Raw genomic sequence first — 20786 nt, forward strand, 5'->3', positions numbered from 1 at the left:
CAACGATAATGAGGAAACGCTTATGTCTCTCTACAGGAAAATCGCAGCCTGCACGGTCGCCCTCGGCGCTCTCTGCGCAGCCCAGGCCGTCGTTGCACAGGATACGCCGTCAATCGTTACCGTCGTGAAGGTGACCGGCGAGAACTGGTTTACCCGCATGGAACAGGGCGTCGTCGCCTATGGCAAGGACAATGCCGGCGTCAAGACAAGTCAGGTCGGACCAGCAAAGGCAGACTCCGCACAACAACTCCGATTGATTGAAGACCTGGTCGCCAAGAACGTCAGTGCCATCGCGGTCGTTCCGATGGATCCGTCGGCGCTTGAGGGTGCTTTCAAGCGCGCCATGGGCCGCGGCATCAAGATCATTACGCATGAAGGCGACAGCCTGAAGAACACTAATGTCGACATAGAGGCCTTTGACAATGCGGTCTTTGGCGCACGTTTCAACGAGCGACTTGCCCAGTGCATGGGCAATTCCGGCAAGTGGACGTCCTTCGTCGGTTCGCTCGGCAGCCTGACGCATGTCCAATGGGCGGATGGTGGTGCTGAGAATGCGAAAAAGCACCCTGAAATGGAACTGGTTTCGGAGAAGAACGAATCCTTTAACGACGCCAACAAGGCCTATGAAAAAGCTCGCGAAATACTGCGCAAATATCCCGATATCAAAGGCTTTCAGGGTGGTTCAGCCATTGATGTCATCGGCATCGGCCGTGCTGTAGAAGAAGCCGGCCTCGTCGGTAAAGTCTGCGTGGTCGGTCTGGGCTTGCCGAAGGATACATCCAAATATCTCGAATCTGGCGCCGTCCAGAGCATTTCCTTCTGGGATCCGAAGGATGCGGGCTATGTCATGAACAAAGTCTCCGATCTCCTGCTTCAGGGCAAGGAAATCACCGACGGCATGGATCTTGGCGTTCCCGGCTACAACAAGGTCAGCGTCAAGAAGGGGCCAGGCGACGGCATCATCATCGTCGGGGAAGCCTGGGTCGATGTCGATAAGTCGAACTACAAAGAATACCCGTTCTGATCCCGCAACGATCGTCATGAATGCGCCGGCGAAGCACCGCCGGCGCGCAGCATAACGGAATGAGATAATGCGAGACAGCGTTACAATTGAAGGTCCCCGAGGTTCCGCCTCGGCCGACGCGACACCATTTCTGGAAGTCAGAAACCTGCAAAAGCGCTTCGGCGGCGTCCGCGCACTGAAGGGAGTGAGTTTCAGTATCGAACGCGGCCGCACCTATCATCTGATGGGCGAGAACGGCTGCGGCAAGAGTACGCTGATCAAGATTATCTCCGGTGCCCAATCAGCCGATGGCGGCGAACTGATCATCAATGGCCAGACCGTGGAGAGCCTCGATCCGATAGGCGCGCTCGCCGCGGGGATCGAAACGGTCTACCAGGACCTGTCTCTTCTGCCCAATCTCAGCGCCGAGGAAAACGTTGCGTTGACTCGCCAGCTCGTGGCAGCAAACGGCAATCTGGCGCGGCAGCTGGATCGCGAAGCCCTGCGCCAGACCGCCGTCAAAGCGCTCGAAGCTGTTGGCCTGCCAACCGACGCCTATTTTCTTGCAACACCGGTAGAACAATTGCCGATTGCTACCCGTCAGCTGATCGCCATTGCCCGCGCGATTGCGTCGGACGCCCGTCTCGTCATCATGGACGAGCCGACGACGGCACTGACACGCCGAGAAGTGGACAACCTCATCCGTGTCGTGCGCGCGCTGCATGACAACGGCGTCTCGGTGCTGTTCGTCACCCATAAGCTCGATGAGTGCAAGGCGATCGGCGGAACCGCCATCATCATGCGCGACGGCCTCAAAATTACAGAATGCGATGTCGCAGAACAGTCCAAAACGAAGCTCGGCTTCTGGATGACAGGCAAGGAGCTCGAGGACAAGCGCTATCGCTCCACGCCGCATAGCGGCGAACGGACATTGTCTGTTCAGACACTCGCTGGCCGCGGCTTCGAAGACGTGTCTTTCAATGTCGCCAAGGGCGAAATCCTCGGCATCACCGGCCTGCTCGATTCCGGCCGAAACGAGCTGGCGCTGGCGCTCGCCGGTATCAACCCACCGAGCCACGGCAGCGTTTCCCTTGCGGATGCAACCGTTAACCTTTCATCACCCGTCAATGCCATCGATGCCGGTATCGGCTATGTTCCGGAAGATCGGTTGTCCGAAGGGCTGTTTCTGGAGAAATCGATCCGGGAAAACATCGTCATGGCGGTTCTCGATCGGCTGCGGGGCGCGTTCGGCCTGCTCGACGGACGCCGCGCCAGAGCGCTGGCACAAAAGACGGTGGAAGACCTGCAGGTGGCGACACCCGACATCGATAAGCCGGTCACCTCGCTATCGGGCGGCAATGCGCAACGCGTCCTGATAGGCCGCTGGCTGACGATCGAGCCCAAACTTCTCATCCTGCATGGACCGACTGTCGGCGTCGACGTGGGCTCCAAGGACACCATCTTCCGCATTATCCAGCAGCTCGCGGGGGAGGGCATGTGCGTGATCATCATCAGCGATGATTTGCCCGAACTGCTACAGAATTGCGATCGCATCATGGTGATGCGCAAGGGGCGCCTCGCCGATACGTTCGAGGCCGAAGGCCTCGAGGAAGAGGTACTCTACCGGTCCATGGCCGCCGAACCTGTATCACAGAAGGAAGAGCCTGGGGATGCTGACCCCACCGACATCGCCGCCGAAATTCCTTCTGGCCAGACCGACCGGCATGGCGCTCTCAACCGGTTGACACGCTGGCTCGTGCGTCATCCACCGGCTGTCACCGCGTTCTTGATTGTCCTCGTGTGTCTGGTCGTGGGGTCGATCAATCCGGACTTCTGGCAGATGTCGAACCTGTTTGACCTGGCGCGCTCGACCGTTGTTCGGGGTCTCTTCGCGCTCGGCGTCCTCGTCGTACTGGCCTCCGGGGGGCTGGACGTTTCGTTCACCGCGATTGCCGCGTTCGTGATGTATGTCGTCACGATGCTTGTCACAAGTCAGGCACCGGAGATGCCGATTGCAGTCATCCTTCTCGCCGCTGCCCTGGGGGGCGCGCTACTGGGTACGGCCAATGGATTCCTCGTCAGCAAGCTTCGGGCTCCATCGTTGATCGTTACAATCGGTACGCAGTATGTGATCCGCGGGTTTCTACTGACCTTCGTCGGCACCGCACTGTTTATGAACATCCCGGCCGCCATGGACGCTTTCGGGAAGCTGCCGCTATTTCACTACCAGGGCTCCAATGGCGCCGTTGCCACCATGCCGGCTTATGTACTGGTTCTCGTTGTGGCAATCGCCGTGACCTGGGTTTTGCTGAACCGCACGCTTATGGGGCGTGCGATCTATGCAGTCGGCGGCAACTCGGAGATTGCTGAGCGCCTAGGGTATAGTCTTCGCAAGGTTCATATATTCGGGTTCGCCTATGCGGGCCTTCTCGCTGGCGTTGCAGGTATCATGCACGTATCCAGCAATCGTCTGGCAAACCCCTTTGATCTTGCAGGATCTGAACTTGAGGTGATCGCCGCTGTCATTCTCGGCGGAGCGAGGATCACCGGCGGATCTGGAACGGTCCTCGGAACGATTCTGGGCGTGGTGCTGATCACTCTCGTCAGCAATGTCCTTATTCTCGTAGGAATTCCCAGTACTTCGCAACTCGCGATTCTCGGGCTGTTCATTATTGGCGCAGGAGCGCTGTTCTCAGTCAAGCCACGCGCCTGATGCGTTCAATTCGCCGGGCCAGCGGCCCTTTCTCAATCAGCCGCCAACCAAATTGTTAGGGCGGGCATGTGTCCGCCAGCCTCACTGGTAACCGTAAAGGAGTGATTATGCAGCGTTTTATCAACGACCCTGACATGGTGGTTGAGGACACGGTCAGGGGATTTGTGAAGGCCCACTCAGATATCGTGCGCCTTTCCGCTGAGAACCCGCGTGTCATCGTTGCCAGGGACGCGCCGGTTGCCGGCAAGGTCGGCGTAGTAACCGGCGGAGGCTCTGGTCATGAGCCGGCCTTCATCGGGTATACGGGCACAAACATGCTCGACGCGGTCGCGGTCGGCGAACTCTTCTCCTCGCCCACCGCAAAAAGCTTTCATGACGCCATCCGCGAAGCCGATGGTGGCAAAGGCGTCGTCGTGCTCTACGGCAACTATGCCGGCGACAACATGAATGTGAAGATGGCGGTGAAACTCGCCGCGAAAAATGGCATCGAAGTAGCAACCGTCGTCGCCAATGACGACGTCTGCTCCGCCCCGGCAGCGGAGCGCGAGAAACGCCGCGGCGTGGCCGGGGAAATCTTCATGTGGAAAATAGGCGGCGCCAAGGCCGCAACGGGCGCAAGCCTTGAAGAGGTGCGCGCCACGGCGCAGAAAGCAATCGACAATTGCCGCTCGATCGGAGTCGGCCTTGGCCCGTGCACGCTGCCGGCCGTAGGCCAGCCCAACTTCCGGATCGAACCCGGTACGATGGAAGTCGGCATCGGGCATCACGGCGAGCCGGGTGTACGGGTCGAGGCGCTGAAGACCGCCGAAGAGGTCGCACGCGACATGGTGAAGATCGTGCTCGACGATCACGACCTGCCGGAAGGCAAAGAGGTCGCCGTGCTCGTCTCGGGTCTCGGAGCGACGCCGCTGAATGAACTCTACATCCTCAACGACACGATCGAGAGCGAAATATCGGCGCGTGGCCTGAAGATCCGCAAGACCTGGGTCGGCAACTACTTCACATCACTGGAAATGGTCGGCGCGACGTTGACCATCATGGCACTTGACGAAGAACTGGCAGCGCTGCTCGACGTCGAGACGCGTTGTACAATTATCCTGTGACGGGAGGAGCATCCATGCAGAATTTCGACAACGCATCCGCAGGTGCAATAATTCTCTCAATGGCTGAGCGGATCATCGAAAACCGCGCCTACCTCAGCGAGATCGACGGCAAGATCGGCGATGGCGACCATGGGGTGAATATGGCAAAGGGCTTCGGCATGGCTGCGGAGCGGCTAAAAGGCAAAGACCTGACGCTTGCCGAGTCTCTGGATACGCTGGGAGACCTGCTGATGACCGAAATTGGCGGCTCGATGGGACCTCTCTATGGCGTCATGTTCACGGAGTTTGCCGAAAGCATCCAAGGCACGGAAAAGATTGACGCAGCGCTCTACAGCAAGATGCTGCATGCGGGCCTTTCCGGCGTCGAGTCGATCGGGTCGGCCAAGGTAGGCGACAAAACGCTGCTCGATACGCTCGTTCCCGCCATCGAGGCCTTTGACAGAGCGACTGCGGACGGAAAAACCTTCCGTGAGGCGCTCGAAGCTCTGGTCGCCGCGGCGGAGGCCGGCCGCGACTCGACCATAGATCTTGTGGCGAAGATCGGGCGTGCCAGTCGCCTTGGAGAACGGTCGCTTGGCGTGCTCGATGCCGGCGCAACCTCCTGTGCGATCATACTCAAGGAACTGTCCGACGGTGCGCGTGCGCGCATTGAGCGCTAGCTGCTCTTGGCGATGTGGGGGTCTGCGGGCGACCACGGATGCGAACGCTACGGCGCCTGCCCGATAGTGCAGGCTCCATCACAGCGGCCAGCGCGTTTCGCCTATTGCGGTCATTCCGCCCGCCATCGAAGCAAGGCTATCCATGAGTCCTGCGCCCTGTATGGAAGACAGAGTTATGCTTGTAACCGGAGGATCGCGCAGGATCGGTTGTGGCAATTGCCCGGCACTTCGCTTCGCTCGGCAGCCGCAAGGTTATCGCCTATCGGTTGGAGCTCGAGTCAGAGCCCCAGCGAGGCTCTAACCGCTTCCAGCCCTGGTGCGCCGTCAACCGTCTCCACGTCTTTCAGCCATATATCGAGTTGTCCCGGGTTCGCCTTGACCCACTCCTTGGCTGCTGCCTCGCCATCTTCCCCGTCGTCCAGAATCTTGCCCATCAACACGTTCTCGATGCTCAAATCGAAGACGAGATTTGAGAACAACCTGGCTGCGTTTGGACATTCGCTCGCCCAACCCGTGCGGGCGAGTGTGTTGACTTCAGCACCTCCGAAATTGGCGCCGAAATAATCGTCTCCACCTGATAGATATGTCAGCTCAAATTTGGTGTTCATGGGGTGTGGTGCCCAAGCGAGAAATACGACCCACTTCTGCGTACGCACTGCACGTTCCACCTGCGCAAGCATCGCCTGTTCACCGGATTCCACCAGTTTCCATCCATTCAATCCAAATCTGGCGTCTGCAATTATCTTCTCGATATTCTGGTTTGCAGGAGCTCCCGGCTCAATACCGTAAATTCGGTTTTCAAACTTGTCGGCGTTGGCCGCAAGGTCGCCAAAGCTCTTGACGCCTTGGGCAGCAACGTAACTTGGCACAGCGAGGGTAAATTTTGCACCGGTCAGGTTCGTGACAATCTGTTCAGCCGATTTGGATTTTTCGAGATCGTCGCGGAACTTTTGTTGGGCTGGCATCCAGTTGCCGAGGAATACGTCCGTTTCCTTGTTCTTCAGCGCCTCATAGCCGATCGGCACCGACATCGTCTTCACATCTGCCTCGTAACCTAGACTTTCAAGGAGAACGCTGGCGACCGAATTTGTCGAGGTGATGTCGGTCCAACCGGGATCGGACAGCTTGACTGTTCTGCAGGCAGCACTGTCAGCGAACGCATGCTGTCCGCCAAATAGACTGATCGCCAGAACCAAACTTGTTGCCAGTTTTTTCATCGCGGTCTCCTAAGTGTCATATTGATCGATCTGATACCGTGGCACCAGTAGCCGAAACAGCTTCAATGAACCAAACTCGTGTCCAAACATGGAAAAGTGTTCCCCAGGCTGTATCTGAACGAGTGGCGGCAGGCGATGCGGAGCCAGCAGGCCAAAGGCTGGCGTACGGGGAGCATCATCCCGCCGCCTGAATAAGTACCCCACTCTCACCAGAATCGGAACGGCAACTTCCCGCGACGTTGAATGCCGGAAAAAGATTTCGCCGAAGTGGGATACAATCAGAAATATCGATCTTCATTAGTCTATTAAATCGGTAGACAAATGATTGCAGGATTGGAATGCCACCTGCGAGGTTGCGATGTATGCCCTGAGCCTTCTCGACAAAAGCCCTATTCCGCCGGGAGAGAATGCCGTTACGGCGTTGTCCAATACGGTCAATTTCGCAAAAAGGGCCGAGGAGCTTGGGTACCGCCGGTTCTGGGTCGCCGAACATCACGGCGGCACCGAACTGGCAAGTTCCGCGCCGGAGGTACTAATTTCCTGGATCCTCGCCAATACGTCTCGCATCCGCGTTGGCTCTGGCGGCGTCATGCTGCAGCACTATAGTCCTTACAAGGTAGCGGAGGTCTTCAACCTGCTGTCGTCGCTCGCCCCCGGACGTGTAGATCTCGGCATCGGCAAGACGCCTGGCGGCCTGCCAAAAGCGACGGCGGCGTTGCAGGCCTATCGCTCCGTAAAGCCGGACTTCGCAGAACAGCTCGCCCAACTGATGGCGTTTCTAGACAGCGCCATAGCAGGTCAGTCGGACGAGGCCCCGGCATTTGCCGGTCCGAAGCCGCCCATTACGGCAGATCGTTTCCTGCTGGGCGCCAGCCCGGACAGTGCCCGGCTCGCTGCGGTAAATGGATGGAATTTCGTCTTCGCCGGGCATCTCAACGGGGACCCAGAGACCCTGCGCGTCAGCGTCGAAACCTTCCGTAACGAAAGCGGCGGCAAGTCGGCGATCCTGGCGCTTGCCGCTTATGCCTCCGAAAATGCAGCTCATGCCGCAGCACAGATTGCAGAACTTAAGGTCTTCAAGGTCTTCCTCGACAATGGCCAGTCCGTAAGCCTCGGCCGCCGCGAGCAGGCGGAGGAGTTCGCCAGGCAGGCCGGAGCCAAGGAGTACCGGATCGAGGAGCGCAAACCGAGCGTGCTGCACGGCACGCCCGAGAGCATCCATGACGAACTGGCCCGTCTTTCGAACCGGCACGGCATCGAGGAATTCATTCTGGAGCCGCCGGCAGTGAGTGCCGACGAGCGGCTGGCATCCATCGAGCTTCTGGCCCGGAAGCCGCTAATCGCCGCCGCATGACTTTCTCCAAGGAAAGCCCCAAGGAGGGTATGTGATGAATAAGAAAATCCGGTTCGGTATCATGCTGCAGGGTGCGGGAGGGCACATGAACTCCTGGCGCCACCCCAAGAGTCCGGTCGATGCCAGCGTCAATTTCGAATTCTTCCGTACGACAGCCCTCAAGGCCGAGGCGGCCGGTATCGCCTTCGCCTTCGTGGCGGACGGTCTTTATATCAACGAAAAATCCATTCCGCATTTCCTCAACCGGTTCGAGCCGCTGACAATCCTTTCGGCGCTTGCCACCGTCACCTCGAAGATCGGTCTCGCGGGCACCGTCTCGACCTCATATAGTGATCCCTTCACCATCGCCCGCCAGTTCGCCTCGCTTGATCTTTTGAGCGGCGGTCGCGCCGGTTGGAATGCGGTCACGACGCCGCTCGAAGGCACCGCGAAGAACTACAGCCGCAACCATCCGGAGCATGCGCTGCGCTACGAGATTGCCGACGAGTATCTCGAGGTCGTTAAAGGCCTCTGGGATAGCTGGGACGACGACGCTTTCGTGCGCGACCGGGCGAGCGGCAAATTCTTCGACCGCGACAAGCTCCACCGGCTCGACCATAAGGGCCGCTTTTTCCAAGTGGAAGGCCCGCTCAATATCCAGCGTTCCGCACAAGGACAGACGGTCATCTTTCAGGCGGGATCGTCCGATGCCGGCATCGGGCTTGCCGGTAAACATGCGGATGCCGTGTTCACCAACGCCGTCTCGATGGAGGACAACCAGACCTTCTCGCGGCGTGTAAAGCAGGCGGCGGTTGCTCAGGGACGCTCGGCGGACGACGTGAAAATCTTCCCCGGCATCGCGCCGGTGGTCGGCGAAACCCAGGCCGAGGCCGAAGAAAAATACCAGATCATCCGTAACCTGATCTCGGTTGAGGAGGCGCTTGCCTATCTCGGCCGCTTCTTCGACCATCACGATTTCAGCGTCTATCCGCTGGACGAACCGTTCCCAGAGCTCGGCGATATCGGCAAGAACAGTTTTCGTTCCACTACCGACCGCATCAAGCGGGTCGCCAAGGAAAAGCGCCAGACCTTGCGGGAGGCAGCGCTAGAGGCAGCCACGCCGCGCGAGGGGTTTGTCGGCACCCCGGATGCGACCGCTAACAAGATCATCGATTGGGTCGAAAACGATGCGGCAGATGGGTTCATCCTGGGCTTCCCGGTAATTGCGGAAGGCCTCGACGATTTCATCCGGTTGGTGACCCCGATCCTTCAGGAGCGGGGTTATTTCGACCCGCATCTGGAAGGAGCGACGCTTCGCGAGCATCTCGGTCTTCCGTATCGCGAGAGCATCTACAAGGCGGGGGCGGGCAGCGATGTAGAAAGGGTCCGAGCGTAAGGCTGACGATAAGGAGCTGAGAGGCTGAACCGGCTGCAAGTTTCAGAAAACTGCAGCCTCAACTTTCGGAAAGCAGACGACGATGAACATTCATATTGACGGCGCGCGTCCTCGCGACAGCGCCGAACGGACAATTTTTGCCTCCATCGATGAGTTCGTGGCCATCCGCCGTGAGCTGCATCAATATCCTGAACTCTCCTTCCAGGAGCGGCGGACTTCCGGGATCGTAGCCAAATACCTCCTCTCATATGGCTACGAGGTATCGGAGGGTGTAGGCGGCCATGGAGTGGTTGCTACACTCAGGCGAGGGCAGGGCGGCAGGAGCATCGGTATCCGGGCGGATATCGATGCCTTGCCGATCGAAGAGGCGACGAATCTTCCCTATGCCAGCCGAAACCCTGGCGTCATGCACGCCTGCGGTCACGACGGCCACACAACCATTCTGCTCGCCGCAGCTCGTTACCTGGCCGAGCACGGCAAGTTTTCGGGCACGCTGACGCTGATCTTCCAGCCGGCAGAAGAAGTCGGTGCCGGTGCCCGCAAAATGATCGACGATGGGCTGTTCGAGCGCTTTCCTGTCGACGCGGTCTTCGGCCTGCATAACTGGCCCGGCGTGGCGGCAGGGCAGTTCGGCTTTGTCGAAGGACCGGCGATGGCTTCAGTTGACCAGGCACTGATCCGCATCGTCGGCCGTGGCGGGCACGGAGCGGCGCCGCATGAGGCGGTCGATCCGGTGCTCGCCTCAGCCTCCTTCATCACTGCGCTGCAGAGTATCGTCGCGCGCAATGTCGATCCTCTCGAAATGGCGGTGCTGACCGTCGGTTCCATCCATGGCGGCTCTGCCTCCAACGTTATTCCCGAAAGCGTCGAATTGAAGTTGACTGCGCGGGCTTATTCGCCGGCCATACGGGACAAGTTGGAAGAGCGAGTTCTGGCGCTCGCAAAGGCCCATGCGGACAGTTTCGGCGCCTATGCGCAAGTCAATTATCGGCGTGGCTTTCCGCCGGTCGTCAACCATGTCGATGAAACGCGCTTCGTTCGTCGCGTGGCGGAGGAGAATTTTTCTGCGGATCAGATCGTTCAGAATTTCCGGCCGCGCACGGCCAGCGAGGATTTCGCCTTTATGCTGGAGGCGCGGCCGGGCTCCTACCTCTTCGTCGGCAATGGCGAAAGCGCGCCCCTTCATAGCCCCCATTATGACTTCAATGACGAGATCATAGCGCCCGCTGCGCGGCTCTGGGCGCGACTCGCCGAAACCTTCCTGCCTGAGCAGTCGATATGAAGGAGTGATCCGTGAACGATCGTTTTGTCTACACAACACCGCTTGATCCGCTAGCAAAGCCGCTGATCGAGGAACTGACCTGCGAGTATGACAGCCGCTACGGTGCCTTCTATGACGCCGAAGGCGCCACGACGGAGATGAACCGCTACGCGCCGGACGTTTTTCAGCCACCGCAGGGCAATTTCCTTCTGCTTCTGCGCGACGGAGAGGCGATCGCCGGCGGCGCCTTCATGCGGCATCAGGACGAGGATACTACCGAGTTCAAGCGCATCTGGACCCATTCGGCTTATCGCCGGCAAGGGCTGGCCCGCAAGGTGCTGTTCGAGCTGGAAGCCCAGGCGGCGCGGCAGGGCTATGCCCGCATTTATCTTACCACCGGTTTTCGTCAGCCGGAAGCAGTCGGCCTCTATCTCACCAATGGCTACACGGCGCTGTTCGATACGACAATCGACCCGGCAACAATCCGGAAACTGCCGTTCGAGAAATTTCTCTCGGTAGGTACCTACGCGGCGCGCAGGGCCATTGCCGCGGCAACCCTGCACGGCGGGTGAGGAGATCGTTATGACCATTGCCACTGAGTTCAACGAGCTAGCCATAGATCCGCCGAAAGTACCCGCCGCCAAGGGTGACTACTCCCACTACCGCATCGTGCCGGCGCGATACCCGCTTCGCACGGTGGGGACTATTTTTGCGCTGTTGTTGATTGCCACGACGCTACATTCCATCTTCGGCAATCCGCGCTGGGGCTGGGATGTATTCGCCGAATGGTTCTTCGCCGAACCGGTGTTGGTCGGGCTCGGACGAACGCTGCTGCTGACGCTCCTCGGCGCATTTTTCGGTTTTCTGCTTGGCACCGGCCTGGCGCTCGCGCGCGTCTCCCGTTCGCCGTTGCTGGTCGGCGTCTCCTGGACCTATATCTGGATCTTCCGCTCGATCCCGCTGATCGTACTGCTGCTGATCCTCAACAATCTCGGTTATCTCTACGAGACGATTACGGTAGGGGTGCCGTATACGGGTATAGATTTCTTCAGCTGGAACACGACACAGCTCATCACGCCATTTGCCGCAGCGGTGTTGGGCCTGACGCTCAACCAGGCGGCCTTCGCCGCCGAGATCATTCGCGGCGGTATCCTTTCGGTGGATCAGGGACAGCTCGAGGCGGCATCTGCGCTCGGGTTGCCGCGCGGCCGTCAAGCATCGCGGATCGTTCTGCCACAGGCGATGCGCTCTATCCTGCCGACCGCCTTCAACGACATCATTGGCCTCGCGAAGGGTACGTCGCAGGTCTACATCCTAGCGTTGCCGGAACTCTTCTACACGATCCAGATCATCTACCGTCGCAATCTGGAAGTCATCCCACTGCTGATGGTCGCGACCGTCTGGTATCTGGTGATCCTGACCGCGCTGTCAATCATCCAGCATCATATCGAGCGGCACTATTCGCGAGGTGCGTTGCGCAATCCGCCGCTTTCGATCTTCTCCAGCCTTTATCGCCGCCTGGTGCCGCAGCTAACGGAAACGCCAAAGCTGGCAGAACCGGCGGCCAGGTCGGTCGAGCGCCGGACCAATGCCGCACATCTCCAAGCACGCGGAGGCGAGGTGACGATCCACGGTGTTTCGAAGAGCTACGGCGCGCTGAAGGTTCTGGACAACGTAACACTCTCCATTCCGGCCGGCAGTGTCACCGCCATTCTCGGCCAGTCGGGGTCGGGTAAGTCGACGTTGCTGCGCTCCATCAATCACTTGGAGCGCTTCGACGGCGGGTTCATCGCCATCGATGGTGAACTGATCGGCTATCGGCAGGATGGTGGGACGCTTTACGAGTTGAAGGAGAAGGAAATCCTGAAGCGTCGCGTCGAAGTGGGCATGGTGTTCCAGAACTTCAACCTTTTCTCACATCTGACGGCGCTCGAAAACGTCATCGAGGCCCCGATCACCGTGCGCGGGCTTCCACCGGAGCAGGCGAAAGGCGAAGCGCGTGACCTTCTCGCCCGCGTGGGGCTAGCCGACAAGGCGAATGCATATCCGCGCCAGCTTTCCGGTGGTCAGCAACAGCGCGTCGCGATTGCCCGGGCGCTTGCCCTAAAACCGAAAGTTCTGCTGTTCGATGAGCCCACCTCGGCGCTCGATCCGGAACTCGTCAACGAGGTGCTTGACGTCATCAAGGAGCTCGCTCGCTCCGGCACGACGCTGGTCATCGTCACCCATGAAATCGGCTTTGCCCGTGAAGTCTCCGATCTGGTGGTCTTCATGGAACAGGGCCGAATCCTCGAAACCGGTATACCGGAAAAGGTCTTTCGCCGGCCTGAACACCCGCGCACCGCCGAATTCCTCGCCAAAGTCCTCTGAACAACCAGGCACAAATAAGGAAACACTCAGCATGTCTTACAGGACCAAGCTTTTCAGTCTCGCCATCGGCGGCCTGCTGGCGCTTTCCGCTCTTCCTGCGGCGACCGCCCGCGCGCAGGATGTCGACCTTTCCCCGGAACAAAAGGATCGGGTTAGGGCCGAGAAGGTGCAGGCAGCGATCGACCTCCTACCGAAAGACTATAAGTTCGTTACGGCGGGCAAATTCACAGTCGCTTCCGTGCCAGGCAATCTGCCGCTGGCAGCATATGCAACTGATAATAAGACGCCGGTCGGCAGCGAACCCGATATCGCCCAGCTCGTCGCTGACAGTCTCGGGCTCGAACTTGAGCTCGTTCCGGTCACTTGGGCAGACTGGCCGCTTGGTCTCGATTCCGGCCGTTTTGATGCGGCGATCCATAACGTCACGGTTACCGAGCTTCGCAAGGAGAAATACGACTTCTCCAGTTACCGCAACGACCTGCTCGGGTTCTACGTCGCCAAGGACAGCAAGATCGATAGCATCGCCAAGCCGGAGGATGTTGCCGGATTGAGAGTTATTGTCGGCGCTAGCACCAATCAGGAACAAATCTTGCTACGCTGGATCGAGGCGAACAAGGCGAAAGGCCTTCCCGCAACGGAAGTGCAATATTACGACGACGTCGTGGTGCAGGATCTCGCCATCGCATCGGGCCGCGCGGACGCCTATCTTGGACCAAACGCCATCGCTGCTTACAAGGCGAAGACTGAGGACAAGACAAAGCTGGTCGGCACGTTCTCGGGTGGCTGGCCGGAAACTGCGGAGATCGCCGTCGCCACGAAAAAGGGAACCGGGCTCGCTGACGCGATAACCGAGGCGCTGAACACCCAGATCAGGAACGGCAATTACGGCAAGGCGCTTGCGCGCTGGAACCTCACTTCCGAAGGGATAGAACAATCGCGGACCAATCCTCCTGGCCTTCCGAAAAGCTGATGCGGTGACGCGCCGCAGCCGGGACGCTGGCTTCCTCCGCCCGCGTCCCGTTTTACTCTCAGAACGGAACCCGACCATGAATATTTTCACGCGAAAAGCCGCATTCCTCGCCGTTAGCACCTTCGTCTCGATCTTGTCTGTCGCATCCGGTTCGGCCGAAGATATCTTTGACCTTTCTCCCGATCAGCCAGGGCGTATTCGCGCCGAAAAAGATCCAGCGGCGATCGCGGCGATCCCGACGGATTTCAAATTCACGGCTCCTGGCAAGTTCACCGTGGCGGTCTCGCCAGGCGGCCCGCCGCTTGCCACCTATGCCACCGACGCCAAGACCGTTGTGGGTGCAGACCCCGACTATGCGCTCGCGATCGCCGACAGCCTGGGCCTCGAGCTGGACCTGATCCCGGTTGCGTGGGCCGATTGGCCATTGGGGCTTGCCTCCAGCAAATACGATGCGGTGATCTCCAATGTCGGCGTCACCGAGCAGCGCAAGGAGAAGTTCGATTTCTCCACCTATCGACAGGGCCTGCACGGCTTCTTCGTCAGGACCGACAGCAACATCCAGGAGATCAAGGAACCCAAGGATGCGGCGGGCCTGCGCATCACGGTTGGCGCCAGCACGAACCAAGAGCGTATCCTGCTGAAATGGAGCGACGAGAACGTCAAGGCAGGGCTAAAGCCGATCGAGCTCGTATATCACGACGATGATGCCGCCCGGCTCGTGGCACTGCGGTCCGGCCGAGTCGATGTGATCGTCCAGCCACATGCTCAGCTCGTCTATATCGAGGCACGCGATAAGAACATCAAACGCGTCGGCACGCTTTCGGCCGGCTGGCCTGAGCGCTCCGATGTCGCGATCACCACACGCAAAGGATCGGGCCTCGCGGATACACTGACACTTGCGACCAACGGCATTATAAAGAATGGCGTCTACGCCAGGATACTGGCACGCTGGCGGCTTTCCGAAGAGGCGCTGCCGGAGTCGCGGACCAATCCGCCCGGCCTGCCAAAAAGCTGATTAAATTTTGAGGCCGCGGCGGTGACTGCGTTTGTTGTTATGTTGGCTTTGCCTGCGACAAAGCCAACATGATTGACGCTACTCGATCGGATCGACATCCCTTTCGCGGTCGACTGCGTCGATGAGGTCGCGGGCGTCGAGGCGGTACTGGCGGGGGAAGCGTGGCTTCGCGTCAATGATCTCGGGTTGCTGGCCATCCTCGACCTGCTCGATCCATCGCAGGAGACGCGCCTTGAGATCATCCGAAACCTCCCGAAAAGATGTCAGGCCGACGAGGTTGACCATCTCATAGGGATCATTGTCCAGATCGTACAGGTAAGCCTCCTTATAGGATTCCGAACGAGCTTCGTCCCTGTCGTAGCTGGAGGTTACACCGTATTTCCACCGACGCGTCCTGACGGCGCGTCCCGTTTCTGTCTCGGAGATCTGGAAGAACACGTCCTGTCGCCAAGGAGCGCGATGATCGCGAATGACAGGCAGTATCGATTTGCCCGTCATCACTTCCGGCACCTCCAGACCGGCAGCGTCGATAAGCGTGGGCGCAACGTCGACCGTCGAAAAAAGCGCGCGCACCTGGCCGCCTGCCTCGAAACCCGGGCCGATGATCATGGTCGGCACACGGACCGCACTTTCGTGGCAAGAGCGCTTGTACTCATTGTTGCGGGTCTTGAAATGGCAGGCGTGGTCGGAGGTGAACATGACAATTGTATCGTCCAGCATGTCGAGGCTCTTCAGCGCGTCGATGAGACGTCCGAATGCCTCGTCAAGGCGCTTGACCATCCCATAGTACCCGCCGAGGTGCCAGGTGCTAGTTCCCTTGAGCGTTGCGAGATCCGGCGGCGTCCAAAGCCTGCCATCCATGGCTTCGCGATAGCCATCAGGGGCGGGATAGGCGTCGGTATGGTTCTGGTGGTGAGGTTCGAGAAACGACACGAAGAGAAATAATGGGTCGTTCTGATGATCGTCGCAATAGCGGATGGCCGCATCGGTCAATGCATCGACTCGATAGCCCGGCAGCTTCTTCTTTTGGTCGTCGACATCGTAAACGACCGTATCGTAAGCATCCGAAGTGAATTCTAGTAGGTTGGCGGCGAGCCAGCTGTGATAGCCGCCACGCTCGCTTTTCGGCACGGGATCGGAACCGCCAAGGTGCCACTTGCCGATATAGCCGGTCTTGTATCCGTTGCGCGCAAATACTTTTGCAATCGTCTCGGCATCATCGGCAAGTGGAATGCCATTCCGAAAGACGCCCGTCTGCGTCGCGAACTGCCCGGTCTGCATCGATGAGCGTGCCGGCCCGCAGAGTGGCTGGCTGGTGAAAGAGTTGAAGAGATGCGTGCCCTGCATCGCAAGACGGTCGAAGTTCGGCGTCAGGCCCATGGGATTTCCATGCACGCCAGTGGTGTCGTGGCGCTGCTGATCGGTGAAGAAAACGATGACGTTTGGTCGACGCATTTGGTGCCTCCATGTGTGGTGGCGGCGACTGTAGGTAATTGAAGCGCCTTATGGAAATGACTTCACGAGTCCACGCCCATAACTTCCGGGAATGGCAGCAGCCTCCGTCGTCAGGCGGGGGAGTAGATCGAGCGCTCGCCGCATGATCGGATAATCCCGGGACGATCCTCTGAACCAGGCGCCTGAACCGAAACGCCAGATCGGCGGAGAAAGATGTAGAGGCACCAGGCCGAACTCCTCGGCGACATTTGACAGGCTCCGGGGTGCAAGTACCAGTTTGTTCGATCCGGATACGATCCGGAAGCTTGCAGCAAGTGCCTCCACCTCCATGGAGATGTGCGGCGGCGGCAAACACCATTCGCGGAAATAACCTGCCATTCTGGAGATGATTGCATCGTCACGACTATAGATCACCCATCGGCGATCGCTGAGGTCGGTTGGCTTGATCTGCTCAATATTCGCCAGCCGGTCGGACTTCCAGCAATATGGCACAATTTCGACCTGCATGATTTCGGCGGTCTCGATCCCTTCGGGAGGGCTGTCATGGATCGCTCCGAGCATGAGATCGACCTCGCCCGCAATCAGTCGTGGGAGGGTCAGTGTCGCGACGTTGAAATCGAGCCTGAGTTTTGTGTCCGGGAATTCCTCGCTCAGGATGTGGGTGAGATCGGGAGCGATCTCCATGTGATAGGCAGCGCCTGCTTCGATGGAAAAATGTGGCAGCATGCCTGTGGCCATCGATCGGATCTCTTCTCGCGATTGTCGATAGTGCACTTCAATCCGCCGCGCACGCTCGCGAAGCTTCGCACCGGCGCGGGTGAGATTCATGCCACGCGATGTTCGCTCGAAAAGCGGCGCTTCGTAATCGCGCTCCAGACGTTTGATGAGTTTGGTGAGTGCCGGTTGGGTCAAGCCCACACGGGTGGCAGCAGACGTCAAGTTGCCTTCCTCGGCTACCACAAGAAATGCAAGCAACGTGCGATCCACGATATTCCTCCCAGTTATTGCTGGCCTAAGATGTCATTTAAACTGGATGAAATCAGCATCAGTCATTTCATATGAGGGCCACGGAATAGAAAAGCCTTCCTTTATCACGGCCAAACTTGTCGCTTACTGTTGCCACCTTTACCACGGAGGAAATCATGAAGTTGAAAGCGCTTGCCCTCCTTCTGGCCGCTGGGACGGTGATAGCCTGGGCACACCAGGCAATTGCAGAGGACAGTTTTCTCGATGTCGGAGAGCAAGAGCCGATCACGATCCTGATCAATGCGTCACCCTGGTACAAGGGTTTCGAAAACGTCGTCGCCCTTTATGAGGAGCAGACCGGCAACAAGGTTGATCTGGAAGTGACGCCATTCGACGGAATGCTGGAGAAAGCTCGCTCGGCCGTCCACGCCGGAGACACCAGTCCCTACGATCTTGTGAATATCAATGGAACATCTACCGTCGAATTCTACAAAGGCGGCTTCCTTGAGCCGCTGAACGAGATCGATCCACAATTCCAGGTGCCAAAGGAAGTCTATTCGTTTGGTGACAGCGGCTGCTGGGATGAGGCGAAAGAGTTTCGCACTTGCTCCACCGGCAAGCTCATGGGCTACTCGCCCAATGGAAATGTGCAGCTCTTCTATTATCGGGCCGATGTGTTGAAGGAAAAGGGACTTGAGGTTCCCGTAACGTTCGATGACGTTCTTACCAACTGCAAGGTCTTGCAGAATCCGCCGGAGACTTATGGCTATCTGCAGCGGGGCGAGAAGGGTGACTCCATCTATTACGATTTCATGGCCTATCTCTTGTCCTATGGCGGCTCAATCGAGAAGGATGCTGCAACCGGCGACTATACGGTGACGGTGAACAGCCCAGAGGTCAAAGCTGCCCTCGACAAGTTTATCGAAGTTTCCAGGTCCTGCGGCCCTCAGAATTTTGCTTCGCTTGGACAAGGTGATCTCATTCAGCTCATGCAGACCGGCAAGGGACAGCAAGCGCATGCCGTCGTAGCCGCTTTCCCGAACTTCGACGATCCCCAGAAGTCCGCCGTAGTCGGCAAAATCAATGCTGCCGTGCTGCCAAAAGCGAAGGCCGATGGCGAGCCAGGTGTTGCAATCGGCAACTGGGTCCTGGCTGTTCCGAAAAATGTCTCAGATGATGGGAAGAAAGGCGCCATCGCCTTCTCGAAATGGTTCCTCACCTACAAGGCCCAATATGCTTACGCCGAGGGGGGCGGCATTCCAGTTCGCGAGGACGTATTCATATCCGACCTCAAGGACAAGCCCCAATTTCGCTGGATGCCTGCTTATCAGCAGGAGATCAAATACGGCAAGCAGTTGCTCGGTTACTCGGAAGGTCCTGCCGTTAATCAGGCGCTCGGCCTGAGATTGAACCAGGCGCTGATCGGCGAACTCTCATCCGCGGCCGCACTGAACCAGGCTGCCAGGGACATCGAAGCCATCTTCAAGAAGGGTGGCCGCAAGACCGGTCAGATCGCGCCACTCGCCGAATAACCAAAAAGCGGCCGTTCGCCTGGGCGGACGGCTGCGGAACGCATCAATGACCACAGGTATCAAAAGAACCGGCTCTCTTTCTAATTTTGCCGATCGTCAATTCCATTGGCTGGCGCTTGCGCCAGCCTGTATCTTCCTCGTCCTGTTGACCGTCTATCCGGTGCTCGAACTGATCGCGATGGCGACGTCCACGATCACGTTCGAGCGGGCGAGGGAGATATGGCGATTCACGCCGGTGGAGAATTTTCGGCAGTTGTTGGATGATGACATATTCCGCATCGCTCTGAAAAACACCGTCGTCTTTGCCCTGGTAAGCGTGGTGATCGAAGTGTGCTTCGGTATTGGCCTTGCCATCCTGGTCTCGTCGGCCGGCAAGGCGAAGGCTATCTTAAGAACGATCCTCATTATCCCGATTCTCATGCCGCCGGTCGCCATCGGTTCCATGTGGAAATTGATGTACAGCCTGGACTTCGGCGTTTTGAACCAGGCAATCACGCTGATCGGCCTGCCCGCCGTCAACTGGCTTGGCTCGACGTCGCTGGCGCTGCTGTCCGTCGTTATCGTCGATGTATGGCATTGGACGCCCTTCGTCTTCCTCATCCTGCTCGCCGCTGTCGAAGCCATCCCGAACGACGTGATCGAAGCAGCGCGTATCGACGGCGCGTCGAACCGCTCGATCGTTTTCCGTATCATCATTCCGCTGATCTGGCCGACGATCGTCGTTGCGTTGTTCTTCAGAACGATTCTTGCTTTCAAGGTGTTCGACCAGATTTTCCTCTTGACGTCCGGAGGGCCCGGCACATCAACGGAGGTCGTCAGCCTGCATCTCCACAAGGTCTATTTTCAGCAGAACGACCTTGGATTCGGCTCCATGCTGTCGCTTGCCGTCATTGCCGCCACCGTTGCTTTCATCTGGGTCGCTTACCGCGCGGGCCGTTTCGTGAGGGCGAGAGATGCTTGATCTTCGCGGCCCGAGCCGCCTGGCCGCCTATTTGCTTCTCTCGTTAGGAGTCTTCGCGATCCTGGCCCCATTTCTCTGGGTGTTTCTACAGTCGCTGAAATATGAGATCGATATCCTTCAAGGTTCATGGATATTCAATCCAACCTCTTTCAACTATGCCGACGTGCTTTATTCACGCCGCTCGGACTTTCCGGAGAATGTCTATAACAGCCTGGTGGTGGCCTTCCTTTCCACTGTGGGCGTGCTCCTTATCGGAACACTTGCCGCTTATTCCCTTGTCCATTTCAAGTCGCGCGCGGCGATTTCACGCTTGCTCCTTGGCTGGACGCTCATCTTCAACATGATCCCGCCCTTGACGCTTGTCGGGCCGTGGTACCTGATCTTCAGGGAGCTTGGGCTCTCCGGCACCTTGACCGCGGTGGTGCTGACCCACATTGCCTTGAACCTGCCGATGACCGTCTGGATGATGATGGCTTATTTCCGCGAGATACCGCAGGAAATCGAAGAGGCAGCGCTGGTCGATGGTTGTACGCGTCCGGTGATCTTCATGCGCATTGCTTTGCCGTTGGCGGTTCCCGGATTGATCGCCGCCGGCGTGCTTGCCTTTGTCTTCTCGTGGAACGAGTTCTCGGTGGCGCTGACCCTGACCAGCCGCCACACTGCCACTGTTCCCGTTGCGATTTCCCGTTTCGCCCAGCAATACGAGGTCCAGTACGGCCAGATGGCGGCAGCCTCGATACTGTCGACGATACCGGCATTGATAATGATGTTCATTGGTCAACGTTTCATCGTGCGTGGGCTGACCGCCGGTGCGGTGAAGTAGCGCTCTTGA

At 58.5% G+C, this 20786-nt stretch carries 17 protein-coding genes and 1 pseudogene; 15 read left to right on the forward strand and 3 right to left on the reverse strand.

Going from position 1 to position 20786, the window contains the following annotated elements:
- The first annotated feature begins 22 nt into the window (after nt 1-22).
- The 5 genes and pseudogenes from M8997_RS18255 (at nt 23) to dhaL (ending at nt 5478) form a co-directional block, all read left to right on the forward strand.
- Nucleotides 23-1024 (forward strand): substrate-binding domain-containing protein, encoded by a 1002-nt coding sequence (locus M8997_RS18255; protein ID WP_250015729.1) that lies wholly within the window; start codon nt 23-25, stop codon nt 1022-1024.
- Between the two features lie 67 nt (nt 1025-1091).
- Nucleotides 1092-2645: pseudogene (locus tag M8997_RS18260) on the forward strand (sugar ABC transporter ATP-binding protein); the annotation flags it as partial.
- Nucleotides 2634-3716 (forward strand): ABC transporter permease, encoded by a 1083-nt coding sequence (locus M8997_RS18265; RefSeq protein WP_371929610.1) that lies wholly within the window; start codon nt 2634-2636, stop codon nt 3714-3716. The pseudogene M8997_RS18260 and the gene M8997_RS18265, both read left to right, overlap by 12 nt.
- A gap of 107 nt (nt 3717-3823) precedes the next feature.
- The gene (locus M8997_RS18270) at nt 3824-4819 is read left to right on the forward strand and encodes a dihydroxyacetone kinase subunit DhaK (RefSeq protein ID WP_250016051.1); all 996 of its coding nucleotides are present in this window, start codon (nt 3824-3826) and stop codon (nt 4817-4819) included.
- Nucleotides 4820-4833: 14 nt separating this feature from the next.
- Nucleotides 4834-5478 carry a dihydroxyacetone kinase subunit DhaL gene (gene dhaL / locus M8997_RS18275; RefSeq protein ID WP_250015730.1) on the forward strand — a complete coding sequence of 215 codons (645 nt, stop codon included), beginning with the start codon at nt 4834-4836 and terminating at the stop codon, nt 5476-5478.
- 278 nt (nt 5479-5756) lie between these two features.
- Here the strand turns inward: dhaL and choX are convergent, their stop codons facing one another.
- Nucleotides 5757-6695, reverse strand: a complete 939-nt coding sequence (choX, locus tag M8997_RS18280) for a choline ABC transporter substrate-binding protein (RefSeq protein ID WP_250015731.1) — start codon at nt 6693-6695, stop codon at nt 5757-5759.
- A 358-nt stretch (nt 6696-7053) separates the two neighbouring features.
- Between choX and M8997_RS18285 the strand changes: the two genes are divergently transcribed.
- The 7 genes from M8997_RS18285 (at nt 7054) to M8997_RS18320 (ending at nt 15040) form a co-directional block, all read left to right on the forward strand.
- Nucleotides 7054-8049 carry an MsnO8 family LLM class oxidoreductase gene (locus M8997_RS18285; protein WP_250015732.1) on the forward strand — a complete coding sequence of 332 codons (996 nt, stop codon included), beginning with the start codon at nt 7054-7056 and terminating at the stop codon, nt 8047-8049.
- Nucleotides 8050-8080: 31 nt separating this feature from the next.
- Nucleotides 8081-9424, forward strand: a complete 1344-nt coding sequence (locus M8997_RS18290) for an NtaA/DmoA family FMN-dependent monooxygenase (RefSeq protein ID WP_250015734.1) — start codon at nt 8081-8083, stop codon at nt 9422-9424.
- 82 nt (nt 9425-9506) lie between these two features.
- Complete coding sequence (locus M8997_RS18295; protein WP_250015736.1) at nt 9507-10706, forward strand: M20 aminoacylase family protein; 1200 nt, start codon at nt 9507-9509, stop codon at nt 10704-10706.
- A gap of 11 nt (nt 10707-10717) precedes the next feature.
- Nucleotides 10718-11257: a GNAT family N-acetyltransferase gene (locus M8997_RS18300; protein ID WP_250015738.1), complete on the forward strand. Its 540-nt coding sequence runs from the start codon at nt 10718-10720 to the stop codon at nt 11255-11257.
- A 10-nt stretch (nt 11258-11267) separates the two neighbouring features.
- The gene (locus tag M8997_RS22210) at nt 11268-13055 is read left to right on the forward strand and encodes an amino acid ABC transporter permease/ATP-binding protein (protein WP_305884379.1); all 1788 of its coding nucleotides are present in this window, start codon (nt 11268-11270) and stop codon (nt 13053-13055) included.
- 31 nt (nt 13056-13086) lie between these two features.
- Complete coding sequence (locus M8997_RS18315) at nt 13087-14025, forward strand: ABC transporter substrate-binding protein (protein WP_250015741.1); 939 nt, start codon at nt 13087-13089, stop codon at nt 14023-14025.
- A gap of 76 nt (nt 14026-14101) precedes the next feature.
- The gene (locus tag M8997_RS18320) at nt 14102-15040 is read left to right on the forward strand and encodes an ABC transporter substrate-binding protein (protein ID WP_250016055.1); all 939 of its coding nucleotides are present in this window, start codon (nt 14102-14104) and stop codon (nt 15038-15040) included.
- A gap of 78 nt (nt 15041-15118) precedes the next feature.
- On the opposite strand, the gene M8997_RS18325 is transcribed toward M8997_RS18320, so the two are convergent.
- Nucleotides 15119-16495 carry a sulfatase-like hydrolase/transferase gene (locus tag M8997_RS18325; protein ID WP_250015743.1) on the reverse strand — a complete coding sequence of 459 codons (1377 nt, stop codon included), beginning with the start codon at nt 16493-16495 and terminating at the stop codon, nt 15119-15121.
- Between the two features lie 48 nt (nt 16496-16543).
- The gene (locus tag M8997_RS18330; protein ID WP_250015745.1) at nt 16544-17482 is read right to left on the reverse strand and encodes a LysR family transcriptional regulator; all 939 of its coding nucleotides are present in this window, start codon (nt 17480-17482) and stop codon (nt 16544-16546) included.
- 155 nt (nt 17483-17637) lie between these two features.
- Here M8997_RS18330 and M8997_RS18335 point away from each other — a divergent pair, with 155 nt between their 5' ends.
- The 3 genes from M8997_RS18335 to M8997_RS18345 are packed head-to-tail and all read left to right on the forward strand — an operon-like array spanning nt 17638 to nt 20777.
- Entirely contained in the window at nt 17638-18993 is a 1356-nt protein-coding gene (locus M8997_RS18335) for an extracellular solute-binding protein (protein ID WP_250015746.1), read from the forward strand.
- Nucleotides 18953-19954 carry an ABC transporter permease subunit gene (locus tag M8997_RS18340; RefSeq protein ID WP_250015747.1) on the forward strand — a complete coding sequence of 334 codons (1002 nt, stop codon included), beginning with the start codon at nt 18953-18955 and terminating at the stop codon, nt 19952-19954. Before M8997_RS18335 ends, M8997_RS18340 begins: the two co-directional genes overlap by 41 nt.
- Nucleotides 19947-20777 (forward strand): carbohydrate ABC transporter permease, encoded by an 831-nt coding sequence (locus M8997_RS18345; protein WP_250015748.1) that lies wholly within the window; start codon nt 19947-19949, stop codon nt 20775-20777. Before M8997_RS18340 ends, M8997_RS18345 begins: the two co-directional genes overlap by 8 nt.
- Nucleotides 20778-20786 lie beyond the last annotated feature (9 nt).

The organism is Phyllobacterium sp. 21LDTY02-6 (genome assembly GCF_023554255.2).
GTDB lineage: Bacteria > Pseudomonadota > Alphaproteobacteria > Rhizobiales > Rhizobiaceae > Phyllobacterium.

Bases quoted from the DNA above. Each gene is read 5' to 3' on its own strand.
- M8997_RS18255 (WP_250015729.1), top strand. From the start codon at position 23: ATGTCTCTCTACAGGAAAATCGCAGCCTGCACGGTCGCCCTCGGCGCT.
- M8997_RS18265 (WP_371929610.1), top strand. From the start codon at position 2,634: ATGGCCGCCGAACCTGTATCACAGAAGGAAGAGCCTGGGGATGCTGAC.
- M8997_RS18270 (WP_250016051.1), top strand. From the start codon at position 3,824: ATGCAGCGTTTTATCAACGACCCTGACATGGTGGTTGAGGACACGGTC.
- dhaL (WP_250015730.1), top strand. From the start codon at position 4,834: ATGCAGAATTTCGACAACGCATCCGCAGGTGCAATAATTCTCTCAATG.
- choX (WP_250015731.1), bottom strand. From the start codon at position 6,695: ATGAAAAAACTGGCAACAAGTTTGGTTCTGGCGATCAGTCTATTTGGC.
- M8997_RS18285 (WP_250015732.1), top strand. From the start codon at position 7,054: ATGTATGCCCTGAGCCTTCTCGACAAAAGCCCTATTCCGCCGGGAGAG.
- M8997_RS18295 (WP_250015736.1), top strand. From the start codon at position 9,507: ATGAACATTCATATTGACGGCGCGCGTCCTCGCGACAGCGCCGAACGG.
- M8997_RS22210 (WP_305884379.1), top strand. From the start codon at position 11,268: ATGACCATTGCCACTGAGTTCAACGAGCTAGCCATAGATCCGCCGAAA.
- M8997_RS18315 (WP_250015741.1), top strand. From the start codon at position 13,087: ATGTCTTACAGGACCAAGCTTTTCAGTCTCGCCATCGGCGGCCTGCTG.
- M8997_RS18320 (WP_250016055.1), top strand. From the start codon at position 14,102: ATGAATATTTTCACGCGAAAAGCCGCATTCCTCGCCGTTAGCACCTTC.
- M8997_RS18325 (WP_250015743.1), bottom strand. From the start codon at position 16,495: ATGCGTCGACCAAACGTCATCGTTTTCTTCACCGATCAGCAGCGCCAC.
- M8997_RS18335 (WP_250015746.1), top strand. From the start codon at position 17,638: ATGAAGTTGAAAGCGCTTGCCCTCCTTCTGGCCGCTGGGACGGTGATA.
- M8997_RS18345 (WP_250015748.1), top strand. From the start codon at position 19,947: ATGCTTGATCTTCGCGGCCCGAGCCGCCTGGCCGCCTATTTGCTTCTC.